Origin of the sequence: Chryseobacterium sp. C2(2020) (assembly GCF_014218915.1) — a bacterium.
In the GTDB taxonomy this organism is placed as follows: domain Bacteria; phylum Bacteroidota; class Bacteroidia; order Flavobacteriales; family Weeksellaceae; genus Chryseobacterium; species Chryseobacterium mucoviscidosis.
In genome coordinates, this window is record NZ_JACLCT010000002.1 from 66195 (window position 1) to 84556 (window position 18362).

The following is an 18362-nucleotide window of genomic DNA, read 5'->3' on the forward strand; positions in this document are numbered from 1 at the left end:
TAAGAAATTGAAATTGAGTATTAAACAATAAGTTTATACCCAATTCCTTTTAATGTCTGAATCGTGTTGATTCCCAGTTTCTCTCTTAGTCTTCTGATGTGGACATCGATGGTTCTTTCTCCCACGATCACGTCATTTCCCCAGACTTTTTCCAAAATTTCTTCTCTTTTGAAAACTTTTTCTGTGTTGGAAGCCAATAAATACAAAAGATCGAATTCTTTTTTAGGAAGCAGAAACTGCTGTCCGTTTTTAGAAACCCTGAAGTTGTCTTTATCGATTATTAAATCTCCGATTTCAATTAATTTTGAGTTGTCTGAAACCTGAGAAGTTAACTGCAATAAAGCGTTTACTTTGGAGATCAGAATTTTCGGTTTGATTAATTTAACAATGTAGTCGTTTGCACCTGCCTGAAAACCTGCCAGTTGTGAAAATTCTTCGCTTCTTGCAGAAAGAAAAACAATTAAAGTTTTTTGCAGTTCTTTAATTTTTCTAAGTTCCTGGCAAGTTTCGATACCGTCTTTTTCGGGCATCATGACATCCAATAAAATCAGATCCGGAACAATTTCCTTTGCTTTGTCGATACCTTCATTTCCATTAGTGGCTGTATAAATGTCGTAGCCTTCCTTTTCCAAGTTGTAAGACAGAATCTCTAAAATATCCAGTTCGTCGTCGATTAAGAGGATTTTCTTTTGGTTCATTTTTAATTTTTACGAGTCAAAGTTAATAATATTTTAATCACTGTTTAACAAAACGGGTATCGTTCACATAAAGTTAACAATTATATTCTTTTCTTAATGTTTAGTTAAGAAAAAATTAAATTTCCCTAAACCATTTACCCCATCAATTCTTTATTCCTTTGCACCGAAAGAATATAGTAAAAAAGAAATGAATTTTAGAAAACTGAGTATCGCAGTATTGTTTTTAACAACATCGGGAACTGTACTTTACGCTCAAGAGACCAAGAACGACACCGTAAAGAAAGAAAAGAAAATCGAAGGTGTAGTCATTAAAGGATCTACTAAAAAAGGAACTGAAGCCAACCTTATCAATTTACAAAAAAAATCTGTAGAAGTTATAGAGCGTGTAGGTTCTGTACAGCTTGCCAAGCAAGGTGTAGGAGATGCTGCAACGGCTGTAACGAAAGCTACCGGAACGACTAAGCAGGAAGGAAGCGGACAGATCTTCGTAAGAGGTCTTGGTGACAGATATAACAGCACAACGTTAAACGGACTGCCGATTCCATCGGACGATCCGGAATATAAAAACATCAATCTTGAGATCTTCAAAACCTCAATGATCGAATATATTTCTTTAGATAAGGTTTATAATCCTAAAATGCTTGGTGATTTCGGCGGAGCGAATGTAAACATTGTTTCTAAAGAGCACACCGGAAAGCCTTATTTTAAGGTAGGATTAGGAAGCAGCATCAATCTTCAGACATTCGATAAAAAAGATTTCAAAGTTCAGGACGGAGCACCCGGATTCTTCGGATACAAAGAAACTACTTTCACCAAAGGAAATCCTTATCAGAAATATCCTTTCCAGACAAACTGGAATTTCAAGAATGCCAGAAATCCTTTTAATACAGATATGAATATTGAAGGTGGGGCTACTTTCGGTAAGCTTTCATTATTTGGTTATGCAGGATTTGAAAATTCTTACGAATACAGCCAAGGACAGGAAGGGTATTATTTCTTCGATAATACGCCAAGTAAAAACTATACGAATGTAGAACGTTTTAATTATAAGACAAATACTACTGCTTTAGTTAATGTAGGATATAAAATCAACTCGAATCACAGAATCAGCTTTACATCCAACTACATTCACTCTTCAGATCAGTCGGCAAAAATTTATCAGGGATATTCTTATGATGTAGACAGAAATGTAATCATCAACAGAGGGGATAATAAAATTACCACAACCTGGGTAAATCAGTTACTGGGTACTCACAAACTGGGTGAAACATGGTCTGCAGACTGGGCTTTAGGTTATAATATGCTTAACAGCAAAAGACCGGATCGTCTTCAGAATACGATCGATGCCACAAACTCTCAGCTTATTGCAGGAAGCGCGATCAACAACCACAGATATTTTGATGAGCTGAAAGATAATACGGTTTTAGGACACGCTTATCTTACCAAGACTTTTGAAAAATTCAAAGTAACTTTAGGATACGACGGACAGTATAAAGACAGAAGGTTTGAAAATACAACCATCGGTATGAACTTCAGCAATGTGGTACCAGTAGATCCTAACAATATCGACGGATATATTAATGCAGGAAACAACTCTTTATTCTCTTACATTACTTTCCAGCCGATTGATAAGTTGTTTAATCCTTTTTATTATACTGCAAAACAGAATATTCAGTCAGGGTTAGCGAATGTGGATATTACACTTTCAGATAAATTCATCGTTCAGGTTGGAGGTCGTTTCGATTATATCGATATGCAGATGAAATGGTTGGATCCAATTGCACAGGACGGTAAAAAGAATAAGCAATACAATAAATTCTTACCTGCTTTAAATGCTAAATACAGCGTTAATGACAAGCAGAATTTAAGATTGGCTTTCTCAAAATCATATACTTTACCACAGGCAAAAGAAATTATTCCGATTGCTTATTATGATGTAACGACAAATACTTACGGAAACCAGTTCCTGAATCCTTCGGACAATTACAATTTAGATCTTAAATGGGAAATGTTTCCGAAATCGGGAGAGCTTATTTCTGTAACAGCTTTCGGAAAATACATCCAGAACGCGATTGCAAGAACAAGCTATGCGAGTTCTGCACCAAGTGACATGACGTATTTCAACATTTCAGATTGGGGATATATTGTAGGAGCAGAAGCTGAATTCAGAAAAGACCTTTATTCGTGGAATAATTCTAAAGTGTACACTTTCCTTAATGCAACTTATATGCATTCTGAGCAGGAATTTAAATCTGAAAACGAAATTGCTAAAAATAACGGAGGGAAAACAATCGTATTCAACACACCAAAAGATAAAATCCAGGGAGTTGCTGATTTTATTGCCAACGTAAACGTAGGATATAACTATAAATGGAATAATGTAAACAGCTTAGACTTTGTAGTTTCTTATTCTCATATCGGTAAAAGCCTTTATTCTGTAGGAACAGGATTCATCGGAAACTTCTATGAAGTACCGAGAGATATTCTGGATATGAACTTAAGCTTTACCTTAAATAAAATCGGAATCGGGATTTCTGCAAAGAACTTACTGAACCCTCACTTTAAAATCGAACAGGAAAACACCACGAAAACATTTATCCACAAAGACTACACGAAAGGTCGTCAGTTAGGATTAAATCTATCATATAAATTTTAATAAAAATAAAAATCTATAAAAAGTTATGAAAAAAACAATCTTAAAAGCTGCTCTTTTCTTCTCGTTAACTGCGGCATTCTCATCCGTTGCCGTTTCGTGCAGCAACTCTGATGATGATACAACAGACACAATTTCGACAATCGACCCGAGCAATTTCAAAGGAAATATTGCTGCCGGAACCACTATAACATTAGATCCTTCAAAAGTATATACAATCACCGGTAAGGTAATGGTAGAAAGCGGCGCAAGCCTTATCATTCCTGCAGGAACAAGAATTACGGTAGCGGAAGGTGCAAACTACCTTATCGTAGACAGAGGGGGTAAAATTTTCGTAAACGGAACTTCTTCTAATCCGGTAATTTTTGAAGGTACTACCCACAAACAAGGACACTGGGGAGGAATTGTTATCTTAGGTAACGCTCCTACGAACAGAACTTCTTCAGGTACTTCTACTTCAGAATTGGGAGATTTAACATACGGTGGAACAAATACTGCTGATAATTCTGGTATCATTAAATATCTTGTAATTAAAGACAGTGGTTTCAAATACAATCCTGAAAAAGAATTCAACGGACTTTCTCTTTTCGGAGTTGGTAGTGCAACTACAATTTCTTACGTGTATGTAACAACAGGTGCAGATGATGGTATTGAGTGTTTCGGTGGAAATGTAAATCTGGATCACGTTGTGGTAACCGGTGTCGGAGATGATTCTTTCGACTGGACGGAAGGATACAGAGGAACAGTAAACTACCTTTATGCTGCCAGAATGAAAGCATACCAAACTGCTGCTGAGCCAGGAAACAGAGGTATCGAAGCCGATACTCAGGATACAAATCCTAACACAACTTTCGGAAACGGAGCTTCTAATCCGATGATCAACAATGCTACTTTCTTAGGAAACACTGCAGGATCAGAATCTCAAGGGATGAAAGTAAGAGCAGGTTCTAACGGTCAGTTTGATAACATCGTTTTAGCCAACTTTACAACAGGTCTTGATTTTGAAACGGACAGAACTTTAACGTGGTTCCAGGGTGCTTCTTACATCAAAAACTTAAGATTTGTAAATGTTACGACAAAATCTAAAGCTAAAAATACAGCGGGAACTGCGGTAGACATCACTTCGATCTTTACAGAAAACAATTCTGCAGTAGGTGCAGGTAACGGTACTGCTTTACCAGACTGGGCTAAAGGATGGACAGGGCTTTCCAGCTTTGATACGACTGACGCGATGAATTAATAGTTAGTAATTAGTTTCTTCATATTAAATTCAAAAAACGGCATCGGAAAGATTTTTCCGATGCCGTTTTCATGAACAGATACAATTTTATATTCATTAAAATACAATTGGGAAAATAAGAAGAAAAATGGTAATTTGGTCTTTTCAAATAAACAGATCTTTAAAAATCTGTTTAAAGAAGTAAAATCTAAAAACATTATGAAAAACCGCTTTCAGCATATTTTAGCAGCTTTTATTATCAGTACATCGCTCGTTGTTCATTCTTGTAATAAAGAAGATGAGGACGTTGCAACTATTCCGGTTGTAGGAATTGCAAAAGATCCAAGTAATTTCAAAGGGGAAGTTACAAGTGGACAGGTTGTAACACTGGATGCCACAAAAGTATATGTACTTAATGGTGCTGTTACTGTAAAAAACGGAGGAAAACTTGTTATTCCGGCAGGAACGAGAATTGTTGCAACAGCGGGTGCAGCTTCTTATGTTTTGGTAGAACAGGGCGGACAATTATTTGCGAACGGAACCTTTAATTCTCCTGTTTCCTTCAGATCTTCCACAGAGACTTCGGGAAGTTGGGGCGGCGTTGTTATCTGCGGAAAAGCGCCTGTAAATACCGGTACAACCAACGCTTCGGAAATTTTAAATTCCGCTTACGGAGGAACTTCGGCAACAGATAATTCAGGTTCTCTGACGTATGTGAAAATTGAAAACGCAGGAGTAAGTTTTTCAACCAATGTAAAATTCAACGGACTTTCTCTTTTTGGGGTAGGAAGTGATACGAAGGTAGAAAATATTGCTCTGATTAATAGCGCAGAAGACGGAATCCAGATGTATGGAGGAACGGTAAATCTTTCCAACATCGTCTCCATAGGAAACGAGGATGATGCCTTTGTATGGACAGACGGATGGATCGGAACCGCTACCAATATTTTTACTAAAAGAAAAACAAACGGTTCTGGAAATGCCGCAATAAAAGGACTTAACAATGCTTCGAATCCTGCTGCAACTCCAGTTTCCAGCCCTACTGTTAAAAATGTGACGCTTTTGGGCGGAGCTTCGGGAGAATCCAAAGCCATCAGATTGTATTCCGGAACGTATGCTAGTTTTGAAAATGTAGTGGTTTCTAACTGGACCAACGGATTTTCTATTGAAAGTGATCCGACTGTGACCTATATTAACGGACAAAGTAAAATTAAAGATGCTTTTTTCGATACAAATGTTACGAATAAAGTAACTGCTACCTCAACTTCAGGTTCCAGTGTAACACTCTTAAGCAATACCTACAACGAAAAAACAGATGCAATTGGGGCAGGAAATAAGCTTGGAAATCCGGCTTGGGCAATCGGTTGGTCTTCTTTACAGTAAAAATTAATTGTATAACATAAAACAATCGGCTTCAGATAAATCTGAAGCCGATTCTGTTTCAATAAAGGACAGAAATAAATCTACTCCTTCAATATTGTTTCAACTAAGAATATTCAAATTTTCTTACTGCTTCCAGCGTCATATCAATTTCTTTATCTTTAATCGCATCACTGATGAAATACGTTTCATAACCGCTTGGCGGAAGATAAATCCCGTTTTGCAGCATCTGATGGAAGAAATTATTGAACAATGCATGATTGGCTTCCTGAGCTTCATCAAAATTAGAAACCCTGTTAATATGGAAGAATACCGACATCATAGATCCTTTTCTGTTGATTTTGTGGGCAATTCCTTTTTCATTTAAAATTTTGCCGATTTCAAAATCCAAAGTTTCCGTAGTTTTTGCCAGTCTGTTGAAGAATTCCGGATCATTTTTAATCAACTGTAAAGTTTTCAGTCCGGCTCTCATGGCTAAAGGATTTCCGCTTAAAGTTCCTGCCTGATAAACGCCTCCTTTTGGAGCCAGATGATCCATAATTTCGTTTCTTCCTGCAAAAGCACCTACCGGAAGTCCGCCTCCGATCACTTTTCCGTATGTTACCAAATCTGCTTTTACATTGTACAGTTCCTGAGCTCCTCCAAAAGCTAATCTGAAACCTGTCATCACCTCATCAAAAATTAATAAAGCTCCGTTTTCGTCGCAGATTGTTCTTAATTTCTGAAGAAATTCATTTTCCGGCAAAACACAGCCCATATTTCCGGCAACCGGCTCAATAATTACCGCTGCAATTTCGCCTTGGTTATGTCTAAAAAGATCTTCAACCTGCTCAAAATCATTATATCTTGCCAGTAAAGTATCTTTTGCCGTTCCAGCCGTTACGCCCGGAGAATTCGGATTTCCGAAAGTCGCTGCACCACTTCCCGCTTTTATCAGAAATGAATCTGAATGACCGTGATAGCAGCCTTCAAATTTTATAAACTTATCTCTTCCTGTAAAACCTCTCGCCAATCTGATCGCGCTCATACAAGCTTCCGTACCCGAAGAAACCATTCTGATCTGATCTACATTCGGAACGTTTTCTGTAATGAATTTTGCAATTTCTGTTTCCAGTTCTGTCGGAGCTCCGAAAGAAAATCCTTTTTCAGCCTGAATTTTCAGTTCTTCTAAAACTTCGGGATGTGTATGTCCTAAAATTGCGGGTCCCCACGAATTGATGTAATCGATGTACGTATTATCATCCGCATCCGTAAGATAGGCTCCTTTTGCAGATTTCATAAAAACAGGCACTCCTCCTACAGATTTGAATGCTCTCACCGGAGAATTTACACCTCCCGGAATGTATTTGTAAGCTTCTTCGAATAAAGCTGAACTTCTTTGGTATTTCATATGTCGTTGTTGGCTGAAAGTTGATAGTTGTGGCTTAACAATCTACCGACAACTATCAACCATCAACAAATTTTAGTTTCTGGGTTTTTTATCAATCAAATAAATTACTTGTCCGGCGGAAGGTTTCTGTCCTTCATCCATTCTGTTTTTGGCGTATAATTTATTTAATTTAATTCCGAATTTCTGGGCGATATCATGCATATCTTCGCCAGCTTCGGCTTTGTAGGTTGCAGTAATTCCGTCAGAATTTTTAGATTCAAGGAAAACAATTTCATTTTTCTTCAGAACATCACTTTCGAGTTCATTCCATTTCATGAGTTTGCTTTCACTGACTTTGAATTTTTTGGCAATGAATTCTACGTTGGTATCTTCAGGAATGATGATGTACTTTAATCCGTCATTTGGATGACTTTTTATTAGAATAGTATTAAGAATTTCTGCTTTTGTTTTAATTCTTTCCACTCTTTTCTGTTGCTGAGCGTAAGAAGTCTGTTTGTAAGGAACCTCAACGGTTACAGGTTCTTTTACTTTTCTGGTATACTTTTCCGGTTCCAGCTGAGCCATGAAAGTTCTGTCGTCTTTCAGATCCGGATATAGTTTCAGAACGGCGTATAAAGCTTCTTTTGAGTTGGTATTGTCGAATTCGTACAATTTATACCTTTCAATTTTTCCGATCAATATGGAAGCGTATCGGGGATTTGTTGCATAACCTGCTTTCTTAAGACCTGTTGCCCACGCTTTGTAATCTTTCATATCTAAATTGAAAAGATTGGCGTAATATTTTCTTGTGGATAAAAAGATGGAATGATCTTCATACGACTGTCTCGGATCGTCGTAAACACGGAAACATTCGTTCGGAGCATCATCGGTGTGCTTCATTGTTTTTCCGGTCCAGTCTTCCTTACATTTAATCCCGAAATGGTTTTTCCCTTCCAGAGCCAATCGGCTTTGTCCGCCTCCTGTTTCCAAAAGTCCCTGTGCAAGCGTGATAGAAGCGGGAATTTTATATTTTTCCATTTCTTCCACTGCATATTTTGCAAATTTCTGGATGTACTGATCTTCGGTTGCCCAGGTCTGAGCTGAGAATTTTGATAAAACTAAAAGGCTTACGATGGTGAAAAGTCTTTTCATGTTTTTCAATTTGAATTATATAATTAAATTTCTGTTCTGTTTTTCTAAAAGCAAATTGGCTCCTTCAATCCCCTGCAAACCGCCGGTGTGGAAGCACAAAATTTTGCTGTTCTCAGGAAAATAATCTTCATCTATTAATTCGAAAATTTTCTGCATCATCTTTCCTGTATAGACCGGCTCCAGCGGAATTCCGTATTTCTCTTTAAAATCATTAATAAAACGGACATTTTCGTCCTTTATTTTGCCATAACCTCCAAAATCTGAATCTATTAGATCAAAATTTTTCTTAGAAGTTAGTTTAACGATTTTATTTTCCAGTGAATCATCGTCAACCGCTTTAAAACCTATAACTTTCTGATTTTCTTCACTGAATTTTAAAATTCCGGCAACCGTTCCTCCTGTTCCTACTGCGGTGCAAAGATAATCAAAATCTTTTGTATCGTCATTCAGCATCATTTTTACGCCATCTACAGCGGCTTCATTGGTTCCTCCTTCCGGTACGATGAGCGCTTCCGGGAATTCTTTTTGTAAAAATTCAGTCAGTTTTTCTTTGTGGCGATATTCTTCCCTCGTTACAAACTTCAGATTCATTCCGTTTCTTCTGGCAAAAAGTAAAGTCGGATTGTCGCGCCATTTGTCTTTCAGCTCCTCTCCTCTTATAATCCCTAAAGTCGGAATATCTGATAAATTTCCAACCGCTGAAACGGCAGAAATATGGTTTGAAAATGCACCTCCAAAAGTAATGATGTAGGGTTTTTCCGGATTTCCGGACAGATAATTATTAATATTGAAAAAAAGCTTCCAGTATTTATTTCCTGAAATCTGAGGATGAATTAAATCTTCCCTTTTCATGAAAAGTCTCACTTTTTTACCAAGAGGAATTTCCTGAATCGGGATTTTTTTGGATGGAATATTTAATACCATTTAGGCTGAATCTATTTTACAAAAATAGTGTTTTTTGGGTGTTTAGTCTTGCTTTGGACAGGTGAGGTTTATCATTGAATATAAGGATGGGTTAATTTTATTTTTACATATTTGACCACCCCGTCAAAAATTCTTTCGAATTTTCGCCACCCCTCCAGAGGAGGGGAATTTTATGCCGAATTACCGGAAATCTAATCTCCCACAACTATTATCCTTTAACCCTTCCTGATTTTAAAGGTATTTTCTGAAACTCCAGAATTTTCTTTTCCTTAGATAGTTCAAATTATGTTCGTTGGAATAAGCTTCTCTTTCAAAGGAGATTCTTTTGTACGCCTGATAACTGTTCTTCAGTTTAAAAAACCAGTAATAATATTCGATTACATAAAAAATATAGAAGAAAATGATGAGCATTTCCAACTGTTGTCTTAAATGTATTTTTTCATGATTAATCAATATTTTATTTTTCTTATCTTCGGGATTCCTAATGAAGATAAAAGGGAACAGAGCGATGCCGTTGATTTTTAATTTTTTTAAAGGCTTTTGGCATATAATTATCATACTAACAAATATAAAGTTTTTTGACTTAGAGATTTAACCTATGGCACTTTTTGACATCAAAGAAGGTGAAGACTTTTACTACAACGAGCAGGGGTATAAGGTTTTTACGGAAAAGTTTCATCTGAAGAGAGGACATTGCTGTAAAAGTGGCTGTAGACATTGTCCTTACGGATACGATAAAAAGACCGACACATTTATTAAAAACGATAAAAAAAATAAATAAAATGAAGCGATATATCTTCTTACTGTTAGCTTCGGCTACTTTGGGTTTAACGTCATGCAGTCCTTTCAACGTACGTTCTGACTATGCGGACACAGCAAATTTTAATTCATACAAAACTTATAAATTAAGAATTGATGATTTAAAACTGAATGATATTGATAAAGACAGAGTTTTGAATGAACTGTCGAGACAGCTTCAAAGCAAAGGTCTTCAATCCGGAGAAAATCCTGATCTGATTGTAAATGTAAAAGCCAACCATAAAAAAGTAACGGACGTTACCACGACTTCACCTTACGGAGCATGGGGTTGGGGCGGACCTTTCGGATGGGGAATCGGCATGAACAGAACATGGACGAGCAACTATAATGAAGGAGCCATTATTGTGGATCTGGTAGATGCAAAAACCAACAAACTGGTTTGGCAGGGAATCGGAAGCGGAATTTCTGTTGACAGACCTAAAGCGAAACAAAAGCAAATTCCTGAGATCATGGCGGAGATCATGAAGAATTATCCTCCGATGAAATAAGATATAAATCAATCAAATATATAAGAAAGTCAATGCAATTACTGCATTGACTTTTTTATTGAATTAATGATGTCTGGTTCCTTTATGATGATAGCCGACGTTTTGTGGATGGGTATCGTAATTTTTCTGAATCCTTTCATTCCGGAAATTTCGGTTTACAGATTTTTCTGAAATTTCAGGGGTTTTGAGGTGGACTTCTTTTCCGTTTTTGTACATTTTACCATCTGCTGTAAAATAGGTTTCATTTTTCTGATAGGTGTTATCGTCTTCTCCTGTGAAAATTTCAGATTCATTCTTTGAGTTTTTCATCTTTCGGCTAAGATAAACCAAAGTCCCACCGGTAATTAATGCCAGTGCGATTTTTATTTTGTGATTCATAATGGTGATTTATAAAGAACAGCACAAAATATCTGCCAAAGCGCAGGATGAAAATTATCTTTTTTTAATTCATAAAATCTAAAAGAGACCTTCAAAACAGGCTCATTCTCAACAAAAGCAAAGATTTAACAGTAGATATAATTCTATGCATAATTAAATTTAACAATTCCGTAATTTTTTATTGATAAATTTATAGTAATCTTAAAGTCTAAAATCTTGACATGAAAAAACATTTACTAATGGCTGTATTTGCTTCTGTTTTAGCAAATGCTCAGGCTCCTTCGGGATATTACAATTCGGCAAACGGACTTTCCGGAGCTTCATTAAAAACGGCATTAAGCACTATTATCACGAATGGACATCTGGACAAAGGCTATAACGGACTTTGGACGGCGTACAAAACCACTGACATCGACAAGAACTATGAGAATGATGGTTCTATTCTGGACATTTATTCGGAAAAACCTGTGGGTACAGATCCTTACAAATTTACACCGGTTACCAACCAGTGCGGAACGTATTCGGTGGAAGGAAATTGTTATAACCGTGAACATATTATTCCTCAGAGCTTTTTTAATGAAGCCTCTCCTATGGTTTCAGATATCCATTTTATCAGAGCTACGGACGGAAAAGTAAACGGAATGCGCTCTAATTATCCTTTCGGAAAGGTGGGAACTGCAACGTTTACTTCAAAAAACGGTTCTAAGCTTGGAAATTCTGTTTCTTCAGGTTTCTCGGGAACAGTGTTCGAGCCTATTGATGAATTTAAAGGCGATGTAGCAAGAATGGTATTTTATTTTGTGACGAGATACCAAAGCAAACTCTCCACGTTTACATCCGGAAATATGTTGGGCAGTTCTGCTTTTCCGGGTTTGCAGACTTGGGAATTGAATGTTTTATTGGCTTGGCATAATCAGGATCCCGTTTCTCAGGCGGAAATTAACAGAAACAATGCTTCTTATACTTATCAGGGAAACAGAAATCCTTTTATCGATAATCCTAACTACGTGACCCAAATCTGGGGCTCCGCTTCTGGTTCCGGAGGTACATCTACTCCACCAAGCTCGTCAAGCTGCGGTAACGAAACATTTGAGACCATTCCTTCTGAAAGTTCAGCATCTTATCTCACAAGAACATGGACAAATAATGGTATTACATGGACAGCAACAGATTCCAGAACAGATCAGACGATTTCCACCAAAGCAATCACTATTAGAGATGGCGCATTAACATCAAGCAGTTCAGCGAATGGAATCGGATCTTTGACGATAACTACTCAACTGAAATTTACAGGTTCTAATGACACCTTCACCGTTAAAGTAAACGGAATATCGGTAGGAACCGTACCTTACAATACTTCTGCGACAACAACCACTATCAGCAATATTAATGTTTCGGGGAACGTCGTTATAACTTTAGAAAACAATTCTACCACCAACAGAGTTGCTATTGATAATCTGAGCTGGACCTGTTATTCTGGAACGGCAAGACAGGCTCCAAGTATTTCTTCTGAATTAATTTCAGATCAGAATACATTACAGATTTCGCCAAATCCTGTTTCCAATAATGAAATTTTTGTAAAAGGGGAAACGCAGAATATTAAGAAAGCGGAGATTTACAATCTTCACGGAAAAGTAATGCAGACAATCGATCAGCCTTTTAAAAACAGTAAAAATTCTATTAAAATTAAAAATCTGGAGCAGGGAATTTATATTTTAAAATTAGATGCTTCTTCATTGAAGTTTATTGTGAAATAAATTTTTCTTTAAGAAATAACAAAGCCTTCTCTCGATTGAAAGAAGGCTTTTATTTTTAAACTAATAAGAAATTACTGTCCCATCAAATCTCTCATTCTCTCCTGCATCAGTTGCGGGTCTTTCATAGCGTCCCAGCCAAGAGTAGAGATCATGACAACAACGTAAACTACATATAAAATACTTAATACAATTCCGATGATTGCCATTATTTTTCCGGCATTCAATTGTCCGTAGTTTGAATAAGCCGTGGGATTTTTTCTGTAAAGTTCTCCGTCTTTTTTAGCCAGTACCAATGCAATGATCCCTGCAATAAGTCCCGGAAGTCCGTAACAACAACATCCGACAATTGATACAATTCCTAAGATTAATACCGCCGTTGCGTTAGGTAATTTTTGTTGATCCATAGTTATAATTTAATTGATTAATGTATAGGTAAGTATAAATGTTTATAAAAATAAGAAGTCACCATAATAACTGCATTGATGATGGCAAGAAAAACTAAAACATTACTGTAATTCCGTTTTCTGTCTACAAAATTTAGGAAAACCGTTCCGAAAAAAAGCAATAAAGTATATACCGCAGGAAACATATGAAATGCTTCTCCAAACCTGCCTTCAAAAACCATGACAATAGCTCTCTGCGTTCCACACCCAAAACAGTCGATTCCAAAGAATTTCTTGATGGGACAAGGCAGCATAAAGTCTTCTATTTTCATTCTAATACAGGGTTATGATTCTCAAATATATAAAAAAATTATTTAGAAATTTTTGCTCTTAAATACTGATGCGGAAAGAAGCAGTCTTCATCCATTTCAAAGGAACCCTGAACGGCGATGTAAGGATTTCTTAAACTTTCTCTGGCAATAAAAATTAAATCTGCCTCTCCTTTCTGCAGAATTTCCTCTGCCTGATTGACTTTTGTAATTAATCCTACTGCTCCTGTTTTTGTTTCTGCCTCATTTTTCACCTGTGACGCAAGCGGAACCTGATAACCGTCGTGAACCGGAATTTTTACTCCGTGAATATTTCCTCCGCTGGAAACATCAACCAAGTCTACCGAATGATTTTTAAGGATTTTAGCAAGCTCAGCACTGTCTTCTATTTCCCAGCCGTTTTCTGCATATTCTGTTCCGGAAATTCTTACAAATAAGGCTACATTTTCATTTAATTCTTCATTCACGGCGTCTACGATTTCAACTAAAAACCGTATTCTGTTCTCGAAACTTCCCCCGTATTCATCGGTTCTGATGTTGGAAAGCGGTGATAAAAACTGATGGATAAGATAACCGTGTGCCGCGTGAATCTCTATGACATCGAAACCTGCATCTACAGATCTTCTTGCTGCCTGTCTGAAGTTTTCAACCTGTTCTTTAATTTCCTCAATGGTTAAAACATGTGGAATTCTTTCGGTCGGATGATACGGAATCGGACTTGGTGCGATGGTTTCCCAGCCTTCTTCAATCGGGATCTGTACATTGTTCCATGCAGATCCTTTTCTTCCGGCATGCGCAAGCTGAATTCCTATTTTGGTTTCTGAGTTCTGGTGTACAAATTCTACAATTTTCTGGAGTTTTTCTGCCTGTTCGTCGTTCCAGATTCCCATACAGTGGTTGGTAATTCTTCCGCGCGGTTCTACTCCCGTTGCTTCAAGGATGATTAGTCCGGTTCCGCCCTGCGCTCTGCTTCCATAATGCACAAAATGGAAGTCGTTGGCTAATCCGTTTTCGGAAGAATACATACACATTGGAGACATTACCCAACGGTTTTTCAACTCAACATTTCTGAATCTGATTGGAGTGTATAACATTTTTTGATCTGATTTTTAAAATTTTTAAAGAATGTGATGGTGTTGCCCACCTCATGAAAAAAAAGTAAATTTATCCCCCTTTTTTTAAACCCACAATATATGAAAAAAGAAACTCATATCAGTTACGAATATTTTAACAATAAAGGCGAACTGAACGATATAGAAAAAAAATTATTTGCAAAAGCGAAAGAAGCGCGCGAGAATGCTTATGCTCCCTATTCTCATTTTCTGGTTGGCTGTTCTGTGCTTCTGGAAAACGGAGAGATCTACACCGGGAACAATCAGGAGAATGCGGCGTATCCTTCGGGACTTTGCGCGGAAAGGACTGCTTTGTTCTGGATCGGGGCAAATTTTCCGTCTGAAAAAATAAAGAAAATCTTTATTGTAGGCGGACCGAAGGAGTTTTCTGAGAAAAATCCGCCGATTCCGCCATGCGGATCGTGCAGACAGAGTATTATTGAATATGAAACGAAGCAGAATGAAAATATTGAGCTTTATTTTTCTAATCTGAATGATGAGGTGGTGAAGGTACATTCTATTAAGGATCTTCTGCCGTTTTATTTTGACGGTACTTTTTTATAGTTAAAACTTGTTTAAACTAATTTCAGAATTAACCGCAAAAGGGACAAAAGATAATATTAAAGTGAATTTCCAGAATAATCAAAGCGCTCAAAAGAATAAAAATCAACTTTAAATAAAAAATTTAGTAGATCTTTTGTGACTTTTGCGGTTAAATAAAGTTTAAACAGACTTTTAAAATGTTTAAATAATAGTAAATAAGAATTCAGGTTGGATTTTCGCAAAATCGCAAAGTTGTTTAAAATATTATGCTTTAAGGGACAAGGATTTTATCTGCGATAAAATTTCATCAGCATTATAAAAGAAAATTTTTAATTTTCTCCTTGCGTCTTAAAAGAATAGAACTTTTATCAGACCTTTCGCCTTAGTTTTTTTTCAATAAGAGTATTTTTATTTTAAAAAAATTTAAACAGACTCTTAAATTCTGTCTGAATTTTTCATTTGTATTTTAATGATTTAAGGGAAAGCTTTTTAAGAAGGGACTTTCTTTCATCACATAAGATTTTAAATGATGCGTATTTAAAATAGAAGAACCCATTAGTTTTTGAAAATCTTTGATTTTCTTCCTTAGTGATGCTTATTTTAAAGTAATTAAAAAACTTGTTTATGCTTTTTACCACAAAAGATTTAAACACTTTAGTTTTTTAAGTTTAATCCTTCAATAGAAAAAAGAGCACATAAGTTTAAAAGATCAAAGATTTTTTCTCTTTGCAGACTTTTGAAATACTTAAATAAATCCAATAAAGTCTTTTGTCTTTTTTGCGGCTAAATTTAAAATGAGTTTAAAGAAACTTAAAGTAAGATTTTAATACATTTTAAATAATTTTTACTTAAAATAATTATTTATTTTTCAATAGAATCTGAATTTTATAAAGCTGTTTATTTTCTGCGGTTTTATTTTCCTAGCCCAGATTGAGCGGCATGTCTGAGCTCTTTTTTGGATTCGGCGGCGGCAAAAGCCGCCGCCGAATCCAAAAAAAGCGAGTAGCGAAAGCTGGAAATAGCTTCTGAAATTGTTTTTCGTATGTAATGCAACAAATCATTGTTTTATTAAAAAGATACTTAATGGGTATTTTTTTTGTCAATAAATTAAAAAAGTTATCTTTGCAAAAATTTTGGTTTCCATTAATTTGGAATGAAAAGGGAATTGGGCGAAAATCCCAAACTGTCCCCGCAACTGTAAATCGCATATAAGATTTCTACGATAAACCACTGTGAAAACGGGAAGGTGTAGAAAGCGAAAGTCAGGAGACCTGCCAAAATGTAATCTTAAAAACATTGCTTTCGGAGGAAAAGTAAAATAGGAATGGCATTAAAAAGATCTTTAGTACTGCTTTTTGCATCATACGGTTGTTTTCTTTACGCGCAGGAGAAAACTATTGACACCGTTTATGTTTTTGACAATCAGATGAATAAGGCAAAACTTTTTCATCCGGTTACTACAATTACTCCCAAAGACATCGAAAAAAATTCCGCTAATCTATCTGAAACGTTACGTTTTCAGTCGCCTGTTTATATTAAGGAAAATGGCCGCGGTGCGGTTTCTTCACCTTCTTTCAGGGGAACAACGGCGCAGCAAACTGCTTTTGTGTGGAATGGGATTAACATCAATTCTGTTCTTTTAGGACAGGGAGATGTTAATAATATCGCGATTTTCGGCTACGATGCGCTTGAAGTGAAAGCCGGCGGCGGAAGTGTGGTTTACGGAAGCGGAGCGATCGGAGGAAGTATTCACCTTAACAATGAGCTGAAATTTAATGAGGGTTTTCATGCAACTTTACATAGTGAAGTGGCTTCTTATGAGACGTTCCAGAATTATTTCAAAACTTCTTTCAGCAATGCGGATTTCAGTTTTAAGGCATCCGGAAATTATTTCATCAGTCAAAATAATTATGAGGTTCCTGAAAAGCAGTATATCAACCGAAACGGTAAATATTTTAACGGTACAGCGAACATTGGCTTCAGTTACAAAATTGCCCGAAATCAGAAAATCTCGTGGCAAAGTCAGTTGTACGACGCGGAACAGAATTATCCTATTTTCACGGAAAACGGCAACCGGACGAAATATGCAGCGCAGACTTTCCGAAGCCTTCTTACCCACGATGTGAATTCAAAATCGATTTCAAACAGCCTGAAAGCGGCTTACACGGAAGAAAACTTCCAGTATTTCGGAGTTTTTGATGCTCCTAAAACCAGTGGCGGAACGGGAAAAATCCTAATTTTTAAAGATGATTTCAATTATTTCATCACGCCTAAACTGAATGTTAATCTTATCGGGGAGTATCAGATCAATAAAGGAGAGGGCTATCAATCCGGAATTGAGAATGTAAGAAGAAATATTTATTCTGTTGCAGGATTGTTGAGATATTTCCCTACCCAAAAGCTGAGACTGGAAGCCGGAATCAAGAAGGATTTTATTGAAAATATAGAATCGCCTTTACTCTATTCTTTTTCAGGCAAATGGAAGGTTTCTGACTGGTATAGTTTAGGGGCAAGTTTTTCAAAGAATTTCAGGTTTCCTTCTTTTAATGATCTTTACTGGAATCCGGGTGGAAATTTAGATCTGAAATCTGAAACGTCTTTGCAGACTGAAATGAGCCACGAATTGGCGTTCGGAAAATTCATTTTGAGTCTCACGCCTTATTACATGAAAATAAAGGATATGATCCAATGGATTCCCACTTCTATGGGATATTGGTCACCAAGAAACGTAAGAAATGTTGAGTCTTATGGTCTTGAGTCTAAAATTGGATTTCAGCACAAGTTTTCTAAAGAACATTCTTTAAAAATAAATACGGGATACAGCTATACGAGATCTGTAGATCTTGAGACGAAAAATCAGCTGATGTATGTTCCTCTTCATAAGGTTTTCGGGAATGCAGATTATCAGTACCGATTTATGAATCTGTATGTTCAGGGAATGTTTACGGGTAAGACTTTTACCACTTCTGATGAGAATAACGATTATCTTATAAAACCATATTTCGTCCTGAATGCAGGATTGTCTGCAACGGTTGCCAAAAAGTATACTTTAGGATTGAGGGTAAATAATATTACCGACGAGATCTATGAAACGATGGCTTATTATCCTTTACCTAAAAGAAACTACAGTTTTTACATCAACTTAAATTTTTAAAATC

17 protein-coding genes and 1 riboswitch are annotated in these 18362 nt (G+C 36.5%); of the genes, 8 read left to right on the top strand and 9 right to left on the bottom strand.

The window, feature by feature from the left end; all coding sequences use genetic code 11:
- Window positions 1-20 precede the first annotated feature (20 nt).
- The gene (locus tag H6W52_RS01610) at window positions 21-698 is read right to left on the bottom strand and encodes a response regulator transcription factor (protein ID WP_076396546.1); all 678 of its coding nucleotides are present in this window, start codon (window positions 696-698) and stop codon (window positions 21-23) included.
- Between the two features lie 187 nt (window positions 699-885).
- Between H6W52_RS01610 and H6W52_RS01615 the strand changes: the two genes are divergently transcribed.
- The 3 genes from H6W52_RS01615 (at window position 886) to H6W52_RS01625 (ending at window position 5953) form a co-directional block, all read left to right on the top strand.
- Window positions 886-3354 (top strand): TonB-dependent receptor domain-containing protein, encoded by a 2469-nt coding sequence (locus tag H6W52_RS01615; protein ID WP_116096188.1) that lies wholly within the window; start codon window positions 886-888, stop codon window positions 3352-3354.
- 25 nt (window positions 3355-3379) lie between these two features.
- Entirely contained in the window at window positions 3380-4591 is a 1212-nt protein-coding gene (locus H6W52_RS01620) for a hypothetical protein (RefSeq protein WP_116096186.1), read from the top strand.
- 198 nt (window positions 4592-4789) lie between these two features.
- Window positions 4790-5953, top strand: coding sequence for a hypothetical protein (locus H6W52_RS01625; RefSeq protein ID WP_194304368.1), 1164 nt, complete (start codon window positions 4790-4792; stop codon window positions 5951-5953).
- A gap of 103 nt (window positions 5954-6056) precedes the next feature.
- Here H6W52_RS01625 and hemL read toward each other — a convergent pair whose 3' ends face one another.
- From hemL to H6W52_RS01645, 4 genes are all read right to left on the bottom strand, one after another.
- Complete coding sequence (hemL, locus tag H6W52_RS01630; RefSeq protein ID WP_116096182.1) at window positions 6057-7340, bottom strand: glutamate-1-semialdehyde 2,1-aminomutase; 1284 nt, start codon at window positions 7338-7340, stop codon at window positions 6057-6059.
- A gap of 72 nt (window positions 7341-7412) precedes the next feature.
- A complete protein-coding gene (locus tag H6W52_RS01635; RefSeq protein WP_116096180.1) occupies window positions 7413-8471 on the bottom strand; it encodes a glucosaminidase domain-containing protein in 1059 nt (352 codons plus the stop codon).
- 15 nt (window positions 8472-8486) lie between these two features.
- The gene (locus H6W52_RS01640) at window positions 8487-9395 is read right to left on the bottom strand and encodes a 1-aminocyclopropane-1-carboxylate deaminase/D-cysteine desulfhydrase (RefSeq protein WP_116096178.1); all 909 of its coding nucleotides are present in this window, start codon (window positions 9393-9395) and stop codon (window positions 8487-8489) included.
- Between the two features lie 231 nt (window positions 9396-9626).
- On the bottom strand, window positions 9627-9953 hold the full coding sequence (locus H6W52_RS01645; protein ID WP_076396530.1) for a hypothetical protein: 327 nt from the start codon (window positions 9951-9953) through the stop codon (window positions 9627-9629).
- A 40-nt stretch (window positions 9954-9993) separates the two neighbouring features.
- On the opposite strand from H6W52_RS01645, the gene H6W52_RS01650 reads away from it, so the two are divergent.
- Both H6W52_RS01650 and H6W52_RS01655 read left to right on the top strand, forming a co-directional pair.
- Window positions 9994-10176: a DUF5522 domain-containing protein gene (locus H6W52_RS01650; RefSeq protein WP_029294953.1), complete on the top strand. Its 183-nt coding sequence runs from the start codon at window positions 9994-9996 to the stop codon at window positions 10174-10176.
- A gap of 1 nt (window position 10177) precedes the next feature.
- Window positions 10178-10702 (top strand): DUF4136 domain-containing protein, encoded by a 525-nt coding sequence (locus H6W52_RS01655; RefSeq protein ID WP_076396528.1) that lies wholly within the window; start codon window positions 10178-10180, stop codon window positions 10700-10702.
- Window positions 10703-10765: 63 nt separating this feature from the next.
- Here the strand turns inward: H6W52_RS01655 and H6W52_RS01660 are convergent, their stop codons facing one another.
- A complete protein-coding gene (locus H6W52_RS01660; protein WP_116096176.1) occupies window positions 10766-11080 on the bottom strand; it encodes a hypothetical protein in 315 nt (104 codons plus the stop codon).
- 221 nt (window positions 11081-11301) lie between these two features.
- Between H6W52_RS01660 and H6W52_RS01665 the strand changes: the two genes are divergently transcribed.
- Window positions 11302-12837, top strand: a complete 1536-nt coding sequence (locus H6W52_RS01665; RefSeq protein WP_116096174.1) for an endonuclease — start codon at window positions 11302-11304, stop codon at window positions 12835-12837.
- Window positions 12838-12908: 71 nt separating this feature from the next.
- Here the strand turns inward: H6W52_RS01665 and H6W52_RS01670 are convergent, their stop codons facing one another.
- Genes H6W52_RS01670 through namA form a run of 3 tightly spaced genes read right to left on the bottom strand, consistent with a single transcriptional unit; the run spans window position 12909 to window position 14643 of the window.
- Entirely contained in the window at window positions 12909-13241 is a 333-nt protein-coding gene (locus tag H6W52_RS01670; protein ID WP_116096172.1) for a CCC motif membrane protein, read from the bottom strand.
- A 17-nt stretch (window positions 13242-13258) separates the two neighbouring features.
- Entirely contained in the window at window positions 13259-13552 is a 294-nt protein-coding gene (locus H6W52_RS01675) for a DUF2752 domain-containing protein (protein WP_116096170.1), read from the bottom strand.
- A 38-nt stretch (window positions 13553-13590) separates the two neighbouring features.
- Entirely contained in the window at window positions 13591-14643 is a 1053-nt protein-coding gene (gene namA, locus H6W52_RS01680; protein WP_116096168.1) for an NADPH dehydrogenase NamA, read from the bottom strand.
- 99 nt (window positions 14644-14742) lie between these two features.
- Between namA and cdd the strand changes: the two genes are divergently transcribed.
- Entirely contained in the window at window positions 14743-15225 is a 483-nt protein-coding gene (gene cdd / locus H6W52_RS01685) for a cytidine deaminase (protein WP_076396514.1), read from the top strand.
- A 1096-nt stretch (window positions 15226-16321) separates the two neighbouring features.
- Window positions 16322-16498, top strand: a riboswitch (cobalamin riboswitch).
- A 30-nt stretch (window positions 16499-16528) separates the two neighbouring features.
- Window positions 16529-18358, top strand: coding sequence for a TonB-dependent receptor plug domain-containing protein (locus H6W52_RS01690; RefSeq protein WP_116096166.1), 1830 nt, complete (start codon window positions 16529-16531; stop codon window positions 18356-18358).
- Window positions 18359-18362: the final 4 nt, after the last annotated feature.